The sequence below is a fragment of the Spirosoma arboris genome (genome assembly GCF_009754945.1).
GTDB lineage: Bacteria > Bacteroidota > Bacteroidia > Cytophagales > Spirosomataceae > Spirosoma > Spirosoma arboris.
Genome location: NZ_WPIN01000002.1, coordinates 585,262 through 601,400 on the forward strand (window position 1 = coordinate 585,262; position 16,139 = coordinate 601,400).

Consider the following 16,139-nt stretch of genomic DNA (forward strand, 5'->3'; position numbering starts at 1 on the left):
ATAGATTCGACAATCTGCGGTTAGACAATTTGGTTAAAGAAGGTGTAATAAGGCTCGCTACGAATGATTCGTTGCAAATACAGCGCAACTTCGCGAGCGTGGTAATCGCCCCACATACTCGACTCTCCATTGGCAATCTTACTTCCCTCGAGCACATAATCCCATCCGTTAGGCTGGTGGTAAATCGAGTGTAAAATCAGCCCCTGATGCGTAGGGTTAGTACTGAGATAAGGGGTATCAAACAACGTATTGAGTACCGTCAAACCAGCTTGCTGATACCGTTGCCCAGCTTCGGCATTCCCTTTTTCCGTCAAATAGTTCCCCAGACGTAGCAGGCCTTGCGCACCAATAGCCGCTGCTGAACTGTCTACCGGTTCAAAATCATTGTATGGATCGGCTGAGCGATTGAGGTAATCACCTAAGCGGTGAAGATTGGGAGCACCTGTATCCCAATATGGAATGCCATTAGTAGGTGTATGCTCAATGTAAAAATCGCAGGTGGCAGCTGCTGCTTTGAGCATGTACCCTTCAATGGTAGTACGTCCACCAAAAGGTTCTAATTCGGCATCGTCGCGGGTAGCAAGCCATTCGAGTTCTTCAGCAAATCCGCACATGGCCCAAGCTAGACCACGCGTCCAGGTTGTGAAACCCGAATAACCCTGCTGCGAATTGGGGCAGCGGAAATTGCCATCTTTTACGTTGAAAACGCTTTCGTGAGCCGTGCGTCCCCAAATATCGTACGAATCACGTCCTTCTCCATAGAAAACCGAATAATCAGCAGTGGCTTTTATGTGCTGTAAGGCACGCTCCAACAGATTGATTTTCACGTCACCTTCGCCCTGAAAAACATGCCCTAAAGAATGGCTCAATACCAATGCCCGACAGGATCGAATGGTATCAACAAAAAGGGAATGTGGCCCGTTGAATGAACTAATAAAGCCTCCAGTTTTAATAGTAGTCCAACGACTAGCTTGCACAGCGCCAGAGATTTTCAGTGCTAACTCATAAAAATTAACCTCCCAGTCATTAGTTGGAATTCTGCCTTCCCGCATCAGCCGAAGCAGATTTCCATATGTACTTACATTGTTAAAACCGTGATCATGAACGCCGATGTGACTAATATGCGGAGCCATGACCGTCAGTGTTTTCTGGCGACCTATTTCCAGAAAATCAGTATTGTTCGTTGCATCGAATTGTAGAATAGCGGACCCGAATTGAAACCCTTGCGTCCATTCCGTCCAGCCACGTGTTGAATATTTTCCAGCAACCGTAAAGACCGGTGAGCCTTTTGTTACGTCGTAGTCTTTTTCAATCAGGTGGATTTTCTGGCCGGAGAGTTCCCAAAAGCGGTCAAGCTTTGCCGAGAGGTCGGAGGGTTTTAACGAATTGTCAATCTGCATGCTAAGGAAAGGTCCGCGAGTTTAGCGTTTACCTTTCATAAAGAAGAAAGGGGGTATTGTACTACTATAAAAGGTTTCAGGTTCCATGTTTCAAGTTGGCTGATGCACAATTGAACATGGAACCTGAGACATGGAACTCAAAAACACTAACTAGCCTTTAATCAAACTCACACCGCCCATTTCGGGTGGTTGTGGAATGCCCATCAGTTGAAGAATAGTCGGAGCAATATCGGCGAGTTTACCGTTGTTGAGTTCTGGGTGGTAGTCTTTATCGACCAAAATACAAGGAACCAGGTTCGTCGTGTGGGCCGTATTGGGCGTACCATCATCATTAGTCATGTATTCGGCGTTGCCGTGGTCAGCAATGATAATGGTTGCGTATCCATGCGCCAGCGCAGCTTCAGTAACGGCTTTGGCGCAGGCATCCGCTGTTTCGGCGGCTTTTACTACTGCTTCGAACACGCCTGTGTGGCCTACCATATCAGTATTAGCGAAGTTCAGGCAAATGAAATCGGCTTCCTCTTTCTCTAATTCAGGAATGATCGCGTTCCGAATATCATAGGCCGCCATTTCGGGAATCTGATCGTAGGTTTTCACTGGTATAGTGATCTCTACACCCCGGTCGTCACGAATCACCATTTCCTTAGGAGACGGGCAAAGCAGACGTTTTTCGCCAGCAAACGGTTCTTCACGCCCACCCGAGAAGAAGAACGTAACGTGGGGATATTTCTCCGTTTCGGCAATCCGAATCTGTTTCCGACCCGCATTAGCAATGACTTCACCCAGTGTATTTTGTAGGTTATCTTTCTCAAAAATGACCTTCACCCCTACGAATTCATCGTCATACTTGGTCATTGTGATGTAATCCAGATTGAGTTTTCGCATTCCCTGCTCTGGAAAATCCTTCTGCGTCAACGCCTGCGTAATTTCGCGTCCCCGGTCGGTGCGGAAGTTGAAGCAGAGTACCACATCGCCATCTTCAATAACCGCCACTGGCGATCCATCAGCATTCGAAACGATAATTGGTTTTACGAATTCATCAGTCACGCCAGCGTCGTAAGATGCCTGAAGCGTTTTCGTCACGTCAGCAGCGGCTACTTTTTCGCCTTCGCCGTGTACCATCGCATCGTAGGCCACTTTAACGCGCTCCCAACGATTATCACGATCCATTGCATAATAGCGGCCAATGACACTGGCAATTTGCCCCGTTGTAGCTGCCATGTGCGCCTGTAAATCCGTCAGATAACCAACGCCACCTTTAGGATCTGTATCTCGGCCATCGGTGAAAGCGTGGACAAATACGTCTGTCAGGCCATACGTTTGGGCAATGGAGAGTAAGCCTTTTACGTGCTCGATATGGGCATGAACGCCACCATCAGAAACAAGGCCAATGAAATGGACTTTCTTACCGTTGTTTTTAGCATACGTCAACGCATTGACCAGAACAGGCTCTTTATCAAGCGTATGTTCTTCAACAGCTTTATTAACTTTCACCAAATCCTGATACACAACCCGACCTGCGCCAAGGTTCATGTGTCCTACTTCGGAGTTACCCATTTGGCCAGCTGGTAGCCCAACGGCTAAGCCCGAGGCTTCCAGCGTACTATTGGGATACTTGGGATATAAGGAGTTCATGAATGGCGTATGCGCCGATTCAATAGCTGACACCTCGGGCTTGAGTGGAATACCCCAGCCATCGAGAATGATGAGAATGACTTTTTTGTTCATGTCTTAATGAGTAAGAGAGCGAAAGAGCGAAAGAGCGAAAAGGTGAAGAAAGCTTACGCCAGCATTTCACTCTTTCACTCTTTCGCTCTTTCGCTCATTAAAATTATGCTGTTGAATTAAGTACGTCAATAACTGTCTACAGCAACGTAGTGCAATTTGATACACGTCTTCAAAGACCTCAGGGCCTTCGTAGTAGGGATCGGGCACATTGGGCTGATCACTTACATCTGGATCAAATTCCCGAAGTAAAAATATGGTATCGTTGGAATATAAGCCCGTGCTACGATAGTTCAACTTTTCGATGGCTTCGAGATTCGTCTCGTCCATGGCCACAAAATAATTGAACTGCGCAAGGTCGTCGCCTGTAAGCCGCCGGGCGCGATGTGTAAGCGTAAGACCATGTTCGAGCGCGTTCTCGCGGGTACGTCTGTCGGGAAGTTGACCAATATGGAAAGATGCTGTTCCGGCGGAATCTGTCTGAATCTGCTTATCAAGACCTGCTTCGGCCACTAACTGCCTGAAAACACCTTCCGCCACTGGCGACCGGCAGATATTGCCATAACAAACGAAGAGGACGTTTATCATAATGATAAATGATGAATGATGAATGATAAATGAATCTCACTGAAATCATTCATCATTTATCATTCATCATTACTTTTCTAACGGCTCATTGTGCTCGTCGACAATGACGAATACATCTTCACCTGGTTTTTTCATCCAGTATTTTTCACGAGCGAATTTCTCTCGCAGTCGATCATTCCCCAATACTTCCCGTTGGTCGGTCTGTACGGTTTTGATTTTCTCCCGATAATACTGCGCTTCCCCATCCAGCTCATGCAGCGTCCACCAATTCCGAATTTGGGTTGGCAGATCATTCGCATCAAAAAACGTCATCCATAGCAGAAGCCCTAAGCCAGAAGCGACGTAGAAATTGCCAAGTTTGCGAAGGATTTTTTGGAGCATGATGGAAAGTGAAGAGTGAAGAATGAAAAGTGAAGAATAAAAATAACCGTTTTACAAGGCCTATTCTTCACTTTTAACTCTTCACAGCACGGGCGGCCCCGTCTTCATTAAAACTTAAGTCCTGGGAAATACGCGGTTTCGCCTAATTCTTCTTCGATACGAAGCAGTTGGTTGTATTTCGCCATCCGGTCTGAACGTGAAGCCGAACCCGTTTTGATCTGGCCTGTGTTCAACGCTACCGCCAAGTCAGCGATGGTAGCATCTTCCGTTTCGCCCGAACGGTGCGACATGATGTTCTTGTAGGAATTACGTTTCGCCAGGTTAACAGTATCAATCGTTTCGGTCAGCGAACCAATCTGGTTTACTTTCACCAGAATCGCATTGGCAATGCCTTTGTCGATACCTTCTTGTAGACGTGTTACGTTCGTTACGAACAGATCGTCACCTACTAATTGAACGTTCGTGCCTTTCAGCTCGTCGGTGTGTAATTTCCAACCAGCCCAATCGTCTTCGGCCATACCATCTTCAATCGACAGAATCGGGTATTTAGAAGCCCAATCTTTCCAGAAGCCAGCCATTTCAGACGAGGTCAGTTTGTCACCACTCGATTTTTTGAAGTGATAAACACCCGCTTCGGCATCGTAGAATTCAGAAGAAGCAGCATCCATAGCAATCCAAACGTCTTCGCCTGGGCGGTAGCCTGCTTTCTCGATAGCCTGAAGGATAGTCTGGATTGCTTCTTCGTTCGATTTGATGTTTGGGGCAAAACCACCTTCATCACCTACGTTGGTAGCAAGGCCCATTTTTTTCAATACACCTTTCAACGTATGGAAAATTTCGGTACCCATCCGCAATGCTTCCGAAAAAGTCGGTGCATTAGCTGGCATTACCATGAACTCCTGGAAATCAATCGAGTTATCAGCGTGTGAACCACCGTTCAGGATGTTCATCATCGGAACAGGCAGGGTGTTTGCATTAACGCCACCGATGTAGCGATAAAGGGGCAAACCTGCTTCCTGTGCAGCGGCTTTCGATGCTGCCAGCGACACACCCAAAATAGCATTGGCCCCTAAACGACCTTTGTTGGGTGTACCATCTAGTTCAAGCATAATTTTATCAATCATGCTTTGTTCAAAAACCGAAATACCAACCAGCTCCGGGAAAATCAGTTCGTTAACGTTAGAAACGGCTTTCAGAACGCCTTTGCCTACGTAAACCTTTTTGTCATCGTCGCGAAGCTCAACCGCTTCGTGGGTGCCTGTCGATGCGCCCGATGGCACGGCAGCACGGCCCAGAAAACCGTTTTCGGTACGGACGTCCACTTCGACGGTCGGATTACCGCGTGAATCCAGAATCTGTCGGGCATGAATGCTTTGAATGGTACTCATTGCAGAGAAATAAGAAGGGGTTAATAACGAACTCGTCTATCGGTCTGGCATACTGGTTTATTGGAATTTGACTCCCAAGCCTTTAGGCCGATTAGCTTATCAGGCGCAAAGTAACGAAATACAGGGCAAAACTTCAGAACAGGAATGGGTTTGGTTCGTTACTTAATGAATAATTCATGGTCTTTACAGTCCTGAACAGAAGTTATCAGAAATTTTTGTCTATTTGTGTGCCTATAAAGCACAACTAAATCAACCATACCTATGCGAGGGCTCTTATATTTTCTATTGTTTTTATTAATTGTTTGTGGTGTACTCTATGCACTTACGGGCTGGAGCTATAGCGATGGCGAACGAGCTGGAACTGTGTCTAAATTCAGTCGTCGGGGTTTTATTTTCAAAACGTATGAAGGCGTTCTGAATGTCGGCGGTTTTTCGGGCGAAACGGGTTCGCTCACCCCACAATATTTTGACTTTTCGGTGAAAGATGAAGCTGTAGCTAAACAGATTACAGAAGCCGTTAAATCTGGCCAACGGGTGACGCTACATTACGAAGAAAAGATACTTAAATTCCCCTGGAATGGCGAAACTAAGTATTATATCACCCAGGTAGAAGTGGTTGGTCCAGCTGCTCGTCCGTACGGTGATACGTCAGCTTATCCCGGCTATCAGCCGGGTCAGCCGCAACCAGCTCAACCTCAGGCGCAACAGCCTCAGCAATCTGCCGCTGCTGATTCAACTTTGTAGTTTAAAATCGTCATCAAAAGTCCGCCAATTTCCCTGAAAATAAGGCAATTGGCGGACTTTTTCAGTTTTACTTTTTCTACCTAAATCCGCAGCTAAAAAGCCCCAATTATTTTCAAAAACCGTTTGGCAATCCGGCGATTTTTGGGTAATTTTATCTGTTTAAACAACCATCCTAACATGGCAAAATCAGATACGGCGCAAGCCACAGCATCTGCTAATGACAGTAAATTAAAAGCTCTTCAAACGACCATCGAGAAACTTGACAAAGCGTTCGGCAAAGGCACCGTCATGCGCCTGAGCGAAACGAAAGTTGTCGATGTTCCGGTTATTTCGACCGGCTCTTTGGGTTTAGATTTAGCCCTCGGTATTGGCGGTATGCCGCGTGGTCGTGTCGTTGAAATCTACGGCCCTGAATCGTCAGGTAAAACCACATTAACGATGCACTGCATCGCCGAAGCACAGAAAGCGGGCGGCCTGGCAGCCTTCATCGACGCTGAACACGCTTTCGACCGTGTTTATGCTGAGAAGCTGGGTATTGACACCAAAAACCTCCTGATTTCACAGCCCGACAATGGTGAACAAGCGCTTGAAATCGCAGAACACCTCATTAGCTCTGGTGCTATCGACATCATCGTTATTGACTCTGTTGCTGCTCTTGTGCCTAAGGCTGAGATCGAAGGTGAAATGGGCGAAAGCAAAATGGGTTTACAGGCTCGTCTGATGTCACAAGCCCTGCGGAAGCTGACCGGTACCATCAACAAAACGGGCTGCTGCTGTATTTTCATCAACCAGTTGCGCGAGAAGATCGGTGTGATGTTCGGTAACCCCGAAACCACAACGGGCGGTAATGCGCTAAAATTCTACGCGTCGGTACGTCTTGACATTCGTCGGATTGGCCAAATCAAAGAAGGTGCCGATAACATCGTGGGTAACCGCACGAAAGTGAAAGTCGTTAAGAACAAACTGGCTGCTCCTTTCAAAGTCGTTGAGTTCGACATTATGTACGGTCAGGGCATTTCGAAAGTTGGCGAAGTTCTTGACTTAGCCGTTGAAATGGAGATCGTTAAGAAGTCAGGTTCCTGGTTCTCCTATGGCACCAGTCGGTTGGCCCAGGGTCGCGATGCGGTGAAAGAACTGTTGCTCGACAATCCTGAACTGATGGCAGAAATTGAAGGAAAAATTCGGGCGAAAATTGCCGAAGATGATGAAGCACTACTCGATCCCGTTCTGGCCGGTACTGATGCCGACGGCGAAGGTGAACTTGATGATTAATTAATTTCTTTGTAGTGCCGACCGTCCCGGTCGGGTGTGAAACAGACAAGTTAATGTCTAGCTTCACATCCAACTGGGACGGTCTGTTTTATGAGAATTCGTCGTATTCTGGTTTAACGTAACTCCAAGTCCAGTTCTTCCAATCTTTACATAAACCAGCTTTCACAGGATTCATTACTATATACCTTACAATACGACGTAACTCATCAGTATCGCGAACTAGACGGTCGTAAGACTCTTCTTCCCAAAATTTACCCCTTAAGTTGAGCAATGCATTAGCCTTATGAGCTGAATAACTTTTGACTGAATGCATTAATCGCTTTAGCGAATTTGTTTTCCCTATCTCAGTCTCCTCTCCTAATAGTGTAAAAACGGTATGCACATGATTGGACATAATCGTGTAGGCAATCAAGTCAATACGTTGGCTGTCCCAAAAATGTAAAGAGTCAGCCACTACTTTTGTCACTTCTTCATCTGCTAAATAGGCGGGGCAATAAGCGCACAAATCCAGCAGTGCATCAAAACGACCGAAGTAATGACGATTCAATTCATCTGCAACCTTGATTGAATACTCGTCTGACTTGGCTAAACGAATCTTCTCAAAAGTGTACTCTTCACGAAGTTGTTGCCTAATAGAAACCGGCAGGGAGTTATAGAGTCGGTATGTAACAAAGAATGTTCCGAATAATGGTTGAATATGGGGAAGTTTACGGCGATATATATCTGGCTCCATATCTGTATAATACCGACCGTCCCGGTCGGGTGTGATATGAAACAGCATGATATTATTTTCGTCACCTCAACGTAAAACCGACCGTCCCGGTCGAGTGTAAAGCTAGACAGTGATTTGTCTATTCTCACACCCGACCGGGACGGTCGGTACTACAATAAATTACCGTTTCTCAATGGGTACAAACTCCCGCAGAGTTGCGCCTGTATAGATCTGACGGGGGCGACCAATGGGTTCTTTTTGCTCGCGCATTTCTTTCCATTGCGCAATCCAGCCTGGTAAACGACCAATAGCAAACATAACCGTAAACATATTGGTTGGGATGCCTAAAGCGCGATAAATAATGCCCGAATAGAAATCGACGTTTGGGTACAACTTACGTGATACGAAATAATCGTCGTGCAGAGCTGCTTCCTCTAAACCTTTCGCAATCTCCAATACAGGATCGTTCACACCAAGTTTACTTAGAACGTCATCAGCAGCCTTTTTGATGATTCTGGCACGCGGATCGAAGTTTTTATAGACACGGTGCCCAAAACCGAACAGGCGGAAGCCCGTCGTTTTCGCATTTTTAGCCATATCTACGTATTTCGATACGTCACCGCCGTCAGCTTTAATGTCTTCGAGCATCTCAATTACTTCCTGGTTGGCTCCGCCATGCAGTGGTCCCCACAAAGCGCTGATACCCGCCGAAATAGACGAATAAATGTTCGCCTGCGACGAACCTACAAGCCGTACCGTTGACGTTGAACAGTTTTGCTCGTGATCGGCATGGAGAATAAGCAGCACATTTAGAGCTTCAGCAACAACTGGGTCAACTTTATAATCTTCGACCGGCAACGAGAACATCATGTTCAGGAAGTTCGGGATGTAGTCGAGATTATTTTTAGGATAATTCATCGGATGCCCCAACCCCCGCTTGTACGACCAGGTAGCAATCGTAGGCATTTTGGCCAGCAAACGAATGATATGTTGGTCCGTTGTATCCTCTTTACTGCCTTCCAGATCAGGGTAAAACGCACTCATTGCGCTTACTAAGGACGATAAGACGCCCATTGGATGTGCATTAACCGGAAAGCCGTCAAAGATTTTCCGCATGTCTTCGTTTACCAGTGTATGACGACGAATTGACGTCTCAAAGGTTGCAAACTGCTCCTGGGTTGGCAATTCACCATAGATGAGCAGGTAGGCTACTTCAAGGAAAGAGGCCTTTGCTGCCAGATCTTCAATAGAGTAACCTCTATATTGTAGAATACCCTGTTCACCATCTAAAAACGTAATAGCGCTTTTTGTAGCACCTGTATTTTTATAACCCCGGTCTAACGTAACGTAGCCGGTCTGATCACGGAGATTCGAAATATCGAAAGCTTTTTCATGTTCGGTTCCTTCCAGTGTTGGGAATGAATAAGACTTGCCATCGACAGTTAATTCAGCGGTGTTTGCCATACTAAAACGGGGTAGAGTTAACAGAGGTAATGAGTTTGCGGGTTAGTGCATATCAGGATGAATTTGCGTGAAACAAGTCTTCATTCTGATCCGAAACGCCGAAGCGGAACTGTCCGGGCGAAATTAGCCCAAAAATCCAAACGACAGATGAAATTGTTGTAAAAAAGCCGTATTACGTTTGTATTAAGCCTTAACTTGAAGATATATGATAGGTTTTTCGGTTATCGTTTATAAAAAATCCCACCTTTTAGAACCGTCCGCACACGTTGTAGATCGCTAATGGTTCTGCTGGGATCGCCCTCTACCGCTACCAAATCGGCCAGCAAACCGGGACGAATCCGACCACGGTCTGCAAGGTGAAAAACGTCCGCATTTACGGAGGTTGCCGAGCGTAATACATCGATGGGTTTCATGCCATAATCGACCATCATCACCAGTTCACGAGCATTGTCGCCGTGGCTAAACACACCAACATCTCCACCAGCGCAGATTGTAACGCCGGCATCCAACGCTTGCTTAAATGTCACTCGTTTCCGTTTTATCCGTTCTGGCTCGGCTTCCTGACCTTTTTTCCAGCCACGATACTGACTCACCGCATCGCCAGCCGCTAATGTTGGGCAAAGCGCGGTGCCGTGTTGCTTCATAAGGGCAAAAATTTCGGGAGTACCAGTGTCACCATGTTCGATTGTTTCGCAACCACCCAAAATCGCTCGACGCATTCCTTCGGCAGTTCCTGCATGGGCTACTACCGCCCGACCACTGCTTTTAGCGACTTCGACAATGAGTTTGATTTCATCGATGGTATAAGTTGGTCGTGCTTCTGCCATTAATCCCCATCGGTAATCGGCGTAGATTTTTATGGCGTCGGCTCCTTTGCCAATCTGCCGTCGAACGGCCTGAATTAGTGCATCGTGCCCGTCAGCCTCTTCCGCTCCCTGTGGTACGTCAATATCCGGACTAAAGCCCTTGGGCGCATAGCTTCCAGTTGCAATAAGCGCTCGCGTCACAATAATCATGCGTGGTCCCGGAATAATGCCGTTATTAATGGCTTGTTTCAGGCCTACATCATCGTAATCAGCACCTTCAGTACCAAGGTCGCGCACGGTTGTGAAACCCGCCAGAAGCGTTTTCTGCGCGTGAACAGTAGCCCGTGCCACCCGTAATGAGCGAGCTTCTTTCAGGACTTGATCATCCCAGGTTGTTTCGTTATAGGGGTGAAGTAATAAGTGAGAGTGTCCTTCAATTAAGCCAGGTGTCAGCGTAGTTCCTTTTAAATCAACCAGTTCGACCCCTGTTGCCGATATCGAAGATGCAGGGCCGACCGCTTCAATTTTATCCTCTTTTACACGCACAACCCAGCCTTCATGTATGGTTTCACCATCGAAGACACGATCGGGTTTAAGTAGGTAAGTTGATTGCGCAAAAAGTGATACGGGTAAGCAGAGTAAGAGAAAGTATAATTTGTTCATAAATGAAGTGAGTGAGCTATCTCAAAAATACGCAAAAAAGAGCCACTGAGGCTCTTTTTTGTGCTGTCAGATAATCACATCTAATAATTTAGGTTTCTCAAAACTACTGTTTGTACCGATAGGTTTTGAGAAACCTAAATTATCGGTTATTAGTAACCGACATCACGTCGATATCAATACATCAGTTACGCTTAGTCGAAATCACATCCCAAACACCTTTTCCAACTACGAGCACGACTAGCCCTGGGAGTAAAATAGCGCCTGCCCGAAATCCAGCACCTGTAAGCTTGTAAATACCCGTATTGTATTGGGAAAAACTCTGGAACAGGTAATAAACCGATCCTGCTAGCAGCGCAATAGTAATACCTATGGCTACAGGTTGACTCAACCGTCCGGCCAACCAGGTTATCAGGATGAACACAACGACCACCATCGAAACGGTTCCGAGGGCTTTTGGAAATGTTTCAATGGCCGAGTATTCAAAAAAGAACACCCCAGCCTGACCAATCAGATTGGGGTGTGCCAATAGCCAGGCGTCTAAAACGACTAGCACGAGGAGCAAAACGTAGAAGAATGGGTTACGCATAAAACTGTTTTCGCAGGTTGTTTTTAAGACCAACGAAACTAAAAGCCGTTTACGTCTTTTACCCCGCCAACTCCATCTTCAAAAACTTACCCGTATAACTTCCTTTCGCTTCGGCCACTTTTTCGGGCGTGCCTTCGGCAATAATGTTACCACCTTTGTTACCACCTTCTGGCCCGAGGTCGATAAGGTGATCAGAGACTTTGATAACATCCAGATTATGTTCGATAATCAGGACTGTATTTCCTTTATCGGCAAGTTTATTCAGCACGTCAAGCAGGTGAGATATGTCCTGAAAATGCAGTCCGGTCGTTGGTTCGTCAAGGATGTAGAGCGTTTTACCTGTGTCTTTTTTCGACAATTCTTCGGCAAGTTTCACCCGTTGTGCTTCGCCACCCGAGAGTGTTGTCGCATGTTGGCCGAGGGTAATGTACCCCAACCCTACGTCGTTCAGTGTTGTTACTTTGCGCAGAATTTTTGGTTGGCTGGCAAAGAAGTCTAATCCTTGTTCAACAGTCATATCGAGTACGTCGGCAATGGATTTACCTTTAAAACGTACTTCCAGCGTTTCGCGATTGAAGCGTTTGCCTTTGCAGGTTTCACACATAACGTGCACGTCGGGCAGGAATTCCATTTCGATCTTCTTCATGCCCGCGCCTTCGCAATCTTCACAACGTCCGCCCTTTACATTAAACGAGAACCGACCGGGTTTATAACCCCGAATTTTGGCCTCGGGTAATTCCGCAAACAGTGTTCGAATCTCGGAGAACATACCTGTGTAGGTAGCCGGATTCGAGCGAGGAGTCCGACCAATCGGCGACTGATCGACCTCAATCACTTTGTCCAGATACTCCAGCCCTTCTACCGTTTTGAACGGTAGCGGTTCACGCTTCGATTTATAGAAATGACGATTCAGTACCGGAAACAGCGTTTCGTGAATCAGTGATGATTTACCACTTCCCGATACGCCCGTGATGGTCACCATGCGGCCGAGCGGCAGTTTCAGCGTTACGTTTTTCAGATTGTGGCCAGTAGCGTTCTTAATAATCAAGAATTTACCATTGCCCTTTCGCCGTTCGGCAGGCACTTCAATAGCTCGCCGACCGCTTAGATAATCGGCGGTGGTGCTAGTGCCTCCGGCATACCGATTTTGTAGAAACTCTTCGGGAGTGCCCTGATTCACGACCTGTCCACCATGTCTACCGGCGCCGGGACCAATGTCGAGGATAAAGTCAGATTCGAGCATCATGTCTTTATCATGCTCGACAACCAGAACGGTATTGCCTAAATCGCGCAGATTCTTTAGTGAATCAATGAGTTTCACGTTGTCACGCTGGTGCAACCCGATACTCGGCTCATCCATAATGTAGAGTACCCCAACCAACTGCGTCCCAATTTGGGTAGCCAGTCGGATGCGTTGCGCTTCGCCACCTGACAACGTACGTAGTGGGCGATCAAGAGTCAGGTAATCGAGGCCGATGTCGAGCAGAAAACCGATACGTTTACGGATTTCCTTCAGAATTTCTTTAGCAATGACTTTCTGGCGATCGGTCAAGCGACCTTCTAGTCCTGTAAACCATTCCGTTAGCTCCGAGATGTCCATGCGTGCCAGTTCGGAAATGTTCTTCTGGTCGATCTTGAAATACAGCGATTCCTTTTTCAACCGTGCACCTTCACACTCAGGGCAGGGTTTTATGACCATGAAATCCTTGAGCCATTCCTGAATTTTATCGGTGCTGTTTTCCTGTTGCCGTTTCAGAAAGTTGACAATCCCTTCGAACTTAAAGCTGTAATAATCTTCCCCAACGAACTTCTTAGATGGAACCGTTGCTTCCTCCTCTGTACCGTACATCAGCGCATGAAGCAGTTCTTCGGGGAATTTGACGACAGGCGTCGTGAGATTAAGCTTGTACTTTTTCAGAATTGCTTCGATTTCCTTAAAAATCCACAACTCACGATACTCGCCTAGGGGGGCAATAGCTCCTCGACTGATGCTCAACGACTTATCTGGAATCACAGATTCTTCGGTGATTTCTTCCACCACACCCAATCCGTTACAAACCGGACAAGCACCATATGGAGAGTTAAAAGAGAATGAGTTCGGTGATGGTTCATCGTAGCTAATCCCCGATTCGGGATCCATCAGGTTCTGAGAAAAGTAGACCAGTTGCCCTTTTCCATCCAACATCTGCATAGCGCCTTTACCCTGTTTCAGCGCCGTTTGGATCGACTGACTGAGCCGATAGCGATCATCCGCTTTAGGAACAAGTCGATCAATGACAATTTCGATATCGTGGATTTTGTAGCGATCCAACTGCATCTTCGGTGCAATGTCCTGCACGACACCATCCACCCGAACTTTCGTATAGCCCGTCTTGGCAATCTGCACAAATAACTCGCGGTAATGTCCCTTACGGCTTTTGATGATCGGCGCTAACAAGGTCAGTTTTTGACCAGCGTACTGCTCCAGAATGGTATCAATAATCTGATCCTGCGACTGGCGCTCCATCTTCCGGCCCGTCAAGTAAGAGAACGCTTCACCCGCACGAGCATAGAGCAATCGTAAAAAATCGTAAATCTCAGTCGTAGTCCCGACCGTTGAGCGCGGGTTTTTGGACGTAGTTTTCTGCTCAATGGAAATCACCGGGCTGAGGCCGTTGATTTTGTCTACATCAGGTCGTTCCATATCGCCAATGAACGAGCGGGCGTAGGCCGAAAAACTCTCCATGTAGCGCCGTTGACCCTCAGCATAAATCGTATCGAAGGCCAGCGATGATTTCCCACTTCCGCTGATGCCGGTTACAACAACCAGCTTGTTGCGGGGGATAGTAACGTCAATATTTTTAAGGTTATGTTCACGGGCACCGAGGACTTCAATCTGGTCGTATCCCGTCAGGTCAATATCAGTTAATTGGGGCTTTTCTTCAGTCGTCACGTTGGGAGTGGCTTATTCTAAAGAACAACGTAAAACGGGTGGGGGTAGTTTCCCGACCAGAGGTCGAAAAATAGAGTTAATACTTCACGTTTAAGATCCAGTTATATTAAATATCCCTATCACTTCACTATTCCAAGAACTTGACAATTCGTCAACGGCTTAACCTTCTGACTGCCTGGCTATTATAAAACCCCAATAGTTGTCTGATGCCATGTATCCCGCTTTGTCACCTTGCACAAGCGGGCAGAATCCTTAATTTTGTTAATCTGATTTCAATCTATAAGTAGCTACTCAGCCCAATCGTCTGACTGGGCTTTTATGCATAAAAGCACACCCGATACTATGGTACAGAATGATGCAATTGAACCCATCTTAGAAGAAGACAAAGGCCGCTTTGTGCTGTTCCCAATTAAGCACTGGGACATTTGGGAATACTATAAAACTCACGAAGCGTCGTTCTGGACAGCCGAAGAGATCGATCTAGGGCAGGATATGAAAGACTGGAATAGCCTCAGTGATGGCGAACGTCATTTCATTTCGCACGTGCTGGCGTTCTTTGCTGCGTCAGATGGGATTGTAAATGAGAACCTTGCCGTCAATTTCCTGTCGGAAGTACAGTATGCCGAAGCGAAATGTTTCTACGGCTTTCAGGTGATGATGGAGAATATCCACTCTGAAACCTATTCGCTGCTGATTGACACCTACATTAAAGACCCCGTTGAAAAAGATCGGTTATTAAACGCAATCGACACCATTCCGTGCGTTCAGAAAAAAGCCGAATGGGCTTTGCGCTGGATCGATAATGGTACGTTTGCCGAGCGCCTTATCGCCTTTGCCGTTGTCGAGGGTATTTTCTTCTCGGGTTCATTCTGCTCGATTTACTGGCTCAAAAAGCGCGGTATGATGCCTGGCTTAACCTTCTCCAACGAGTTAATCTCCCGCGATGAGGGTCTGCACCGAGATTTTGCCTGTATGCTATATACGGATCACATTGTCAACAAATTACCTGAGTCAGAGATTTACGACATCATCCGCAATGCTGTTGAAATTGAGCAGGAGTTTGTGGCTGATGCATTGCCCGTATCGCTTATTGGCATGAACGCCGAACTGATGAAGCAGTACATTGCGTTCGTGGCCGATCACCTGCTGGTAACCCTTGGCTTACGTAAAATCTACAACGTAGCGAACCCTTTCGACTTCATGGATATGATTTCGTTGCAGGGAAAAACCAATTTCTTTGAGAAGCGAGTAGGCGAATATCAGCGGGGCGAAGTAATGTCCAAGTTTAAAGCAGCTAAAGCAGCTGCTTCGCAACCACAGGATGCTGAAAATCCAGCACCTGCCGTAGTGGTAGAAGAACCCAAAGGCATTACGTTTGACGCTGATTTTTAAGTATAAATACCCCATTTACTAGAAAAGTCCCGGTTCAGAACTGGGACTTTTCTATTTTTGAACTTTCTCTATTCCATTATACTACT

At 46.6% G+C, this 16,139-nt stretch carries 13 protein-coding genes; 3 read left to right on the forward strand and 10 right to left on the reverse strand.

Annotated features, from left to right (window positions below):
- Positions 1 to 20: 20 nt before the first annotated feature.
- The 5 genes from GO755_RS06405 to eno all read right to left on the reverse strand — a co-directional run bounded on the left by GO755_RS06405 (position 21) and on the right by eno (position 5,482).
- Positions 21 to 1,400, reverse strand: coding sequence for a glycoside hydrolase family 88 protein (locus GO755_RS06405; protein WP_157583892.1), 1,380 nt, complete (start codon positions 1,398 to 1,400; stop codon positions 21 to 23).
- Positions 1,401 to 1,550: 150 nt separating this feature from the next.
- Positions 1,551 to 3,128: a 2,3-bisphosphoglycerate-independent phosphoglycerate mutase gene (gene gpmI, locus GO755_RS06410; RefSeq protein ID WP_157583893.1), complete on the reverse strand. Its 1,578-nt coding sequence runs from the start codon at positions 3,126 to 3,128 to the stop codon at positions 1,551 to 1,553.
- Positions 3,129 to 3,194: 66 nt separating this feature from the next.
- Positions 3,195 to 3,713: a low molecular weight protein-tyrosine-phosphatase gene (locus tag GO755_RS06415; protein ID WP_157583894.1), complete on the reverse strand. Its 519-nt coding sequence runs from the start codon at positions 3,711 to 3,713 to the stop codon at positions 3,195 to 3,197.
- A gap of 69 nt (positions 3,714 to 3,782) precedes the next feature.
- The gene (locus GO755_RS06420) at positions 3,783 to 4,094 is read right to left on the reverse strand and encodes an FtsB family cell division protein (protein ID WP_157583895.1); all 312 of its coding nucleotides are present in this window, start codon (positions 4,092 to 4,094) and stop codon (positions 3,783 to 3,785) included.
- A 107-nt stretch (positions 4,095 to 4,201) separates the two neighbouring features.
- A complete protein-coding gene (eno, locus tag GO755_RS06425) occupies positions 4,202 to 5,482 on the reverse strand; it encodes a phosphopyruvate hydratase (protein ID WP_157583896.1) in 1,281 nt (426 codons plus the stop codon).
- A 261-nt stretch (positions 5,483 to 5,743) separates the two neighbouring features.
- Between eno and GO755_RS06430 the strand changes: the two genes are divergently transcribed.
- Together GO755_RS06430 and recA are read left to right on the forward strand one after the other, a co-directional pair.
- On the forward strand, positions 5,744 to 6,226 hold the full coding sequence (locus tag GO755_RS06430) for a hypothetical protein (RefSeq protein WP_157583897.1): 483 nt from the start codon (positions 5,744 to 5,746) through the stop codon (positions 6,224 to 6,226).
- A gap of 177 nt (positions 6,227 to 6,403) precedes the next feature.
- Positions 6,404 to 7,498: a recombinase RecA gene (recA, locus tag GO755_RS06435; RefSeq protein ID WP_157583898.1), complete on the forward strand. Its 1,095-nt coding sequence runs from the start codon at positions 6,404 to 6,406 to the stop codon at positions 7,496 to 7,498.
- A gap of 88 nt (positions 7,499 to 7,586) precedes the next feature.
- On the opposite strand, the gene GO755_RS06440 is transcribed toward recA, so the two are convergent.
- From GO755_RS06440 to uvrA, 5 genes are all read right to left on the reverse strand, one after another.
- Positions 7,587 to 8,231, reverse strand: coding sequence for a transposase (locus tag GO755_RS06440; RefSeq protein WP_198174768.1), 645 nt, complete (start codon positions 8,229 to 8,231; stop codon positions 7,587 to 7,589).
- Between the two features lie 159 nt (positions 8,232 to 8,390).
- Positions 8,391 to 9,674: a citrate synthase gene (locus GO755_RS06445; RefSeq protein WP_157583900.1), complete on the reverse strand. Its 1,284-nt coding sequence runs from the start codon at positions 9,672 to 9,674 to the stop codon at positions 8,391 to 8,393.
- Positions 9,675 to 9,895: 221 nt separating this feature from the next.
- Positions 9,896 to 11,143 carry a metal-dependent hydrolase family protein gene (locus GO755_RS06450; protein WP_157583901.1) on the reverse strand — a complete coding sequence of 416 codons (1,248 nt, stop codon included), beginning with the start codon at positions 11,141 to 11,143 and terminating at the stop codon, positions 9,896 to 9,898.
- 181 nt (positions 11,144 to 11,324) lie between these two features.
- Positions 11,325 to 11,729, reverse strand: coding sequence for a hypothetical protein (locus tag GO755_RS06455; RefSeq protein ID WP_157583902.1), 405 nt, complete (start codon positions 11,727 to 11,729; stop codon positions 11,325 to 11,327).
- A gap of 58 nt (positions 11,730 to 11,787) precedes the next feature.
- Positions 11,788 to 14,661, reverse strand: a complete 2,874-nt coding sequence (uvrA, locus tag GO755_RS06460; RefSeq protein WP_317165808.1) for an excinuclease ABC subunit UvrA — start codon at positions 14,659 to 14,661, stop codon at positions 11,788 to 11,790.
- Positions 14,662 to 15,003: 342 nt separating this feature from the next.
- On the opposite strand from uvrA, the gene GO755_RS06465 reads away from it, so the two are divergent.
- Positions 15,004 to 16,053: a ribonucleotide-diphosphate reductase subunit beta gene (locus tag GO755_RS06465; protein ID WP_157584157.1), complete on the forward strand. Its 1,050-nt coding sequence runs from the start codon at positions 15,004 to 15,006 to the stop codon at positions 16,051 to 16,053.
- Positions 16,054 to 16,139: the final 86 nt, after the last annotated feature.

Excerpts from the sequence above, each read along its gene's own strand:
- GO755_RS06415 (WP_157583894.1), bottom strand. The coding sequence starts at position 3,713 with ATGATAAACGTCCTCTTCGTTTGTTATGGCAATATCTGCCGGTCGCCA.
- GO755_RS06405 (WP_157583892.1), bottom strand. The coding sequence starts at position 1,400 with ATGCAGATTGACAATTCGTTAAAACCCTCCGACCTCTCGGCAAAGCTT.
- GO755_RS06430 (WP_157583897.1), top strand. The coding sequence starts at position 5,744 with ATGCGAGGGCTCTTATATTTTCTATTGTTTTTATTAATTGTTTGTGGT.
- GO755_RS06440 (WP_198174768.1), bottom strand. The coding sequence starts at position 8,231 with ATGGAGCCAGATATATATCGCCGTAAACTTCCCCATATTCAACCATTA.
- recA (WP_157583898.1), top strand. The coding sequence starts at position 6,404 with ATGGCAAAATCAGATACGGCGCAAGCCACAGCATCTGCTAATGACAGT.
- GO755_RS06450 (WP_157583901.1), bottom strand. The coding sequence starts at position 11,143 with ATGAACAAATTATACTTTCTCTTACTCTGCTTACCCGTATCACTTTTT.
- eno (WP_157583896.1), bottom strand. The coding sequence starts at position 5,482 with ATGAGTACCATTCAAAGCATTCATGCCCGACAGATTCTGGATTCACGC.
- GO755_RS06445 (WP_157583900.1), bottom strand. The coding sequence starts at position 9,674 with ATGGCAAACACCGCTGAATTAACTGTCGATGGCAAGTCTTATTCATTC.
- GO755_RS06455 (WP_157583902.1), bottom strand. The coding sequence starts at position 11,729 with ATGCGTAACCCATTCTTCTACGTTTTGCTCCTCGTGCTAGTCGTTTTA.
- GO755_RS06420 (WP_157583895.1), bottom strand. The coding sequence starts at position 4,094 with ATGCTCCAAAAAATCCTTCGCAAACTTGGCAATTTCTACGTCGCTTCT.
- gpmI (WP_157583893.1), bottom strand. The coding sequence starts at position 3,128 with ATGAACAAAAAAGTCATTCTCATCATTCTCGATGGCTGGGGTATTCCA.
- GO755_RS06465 (WP_157584157.1), top strand. The coding sequence starts at position 15,004 with ATGGTACAGAATGATGCAATTGAACCCATCTTAGAAGAAGACAAAGGC.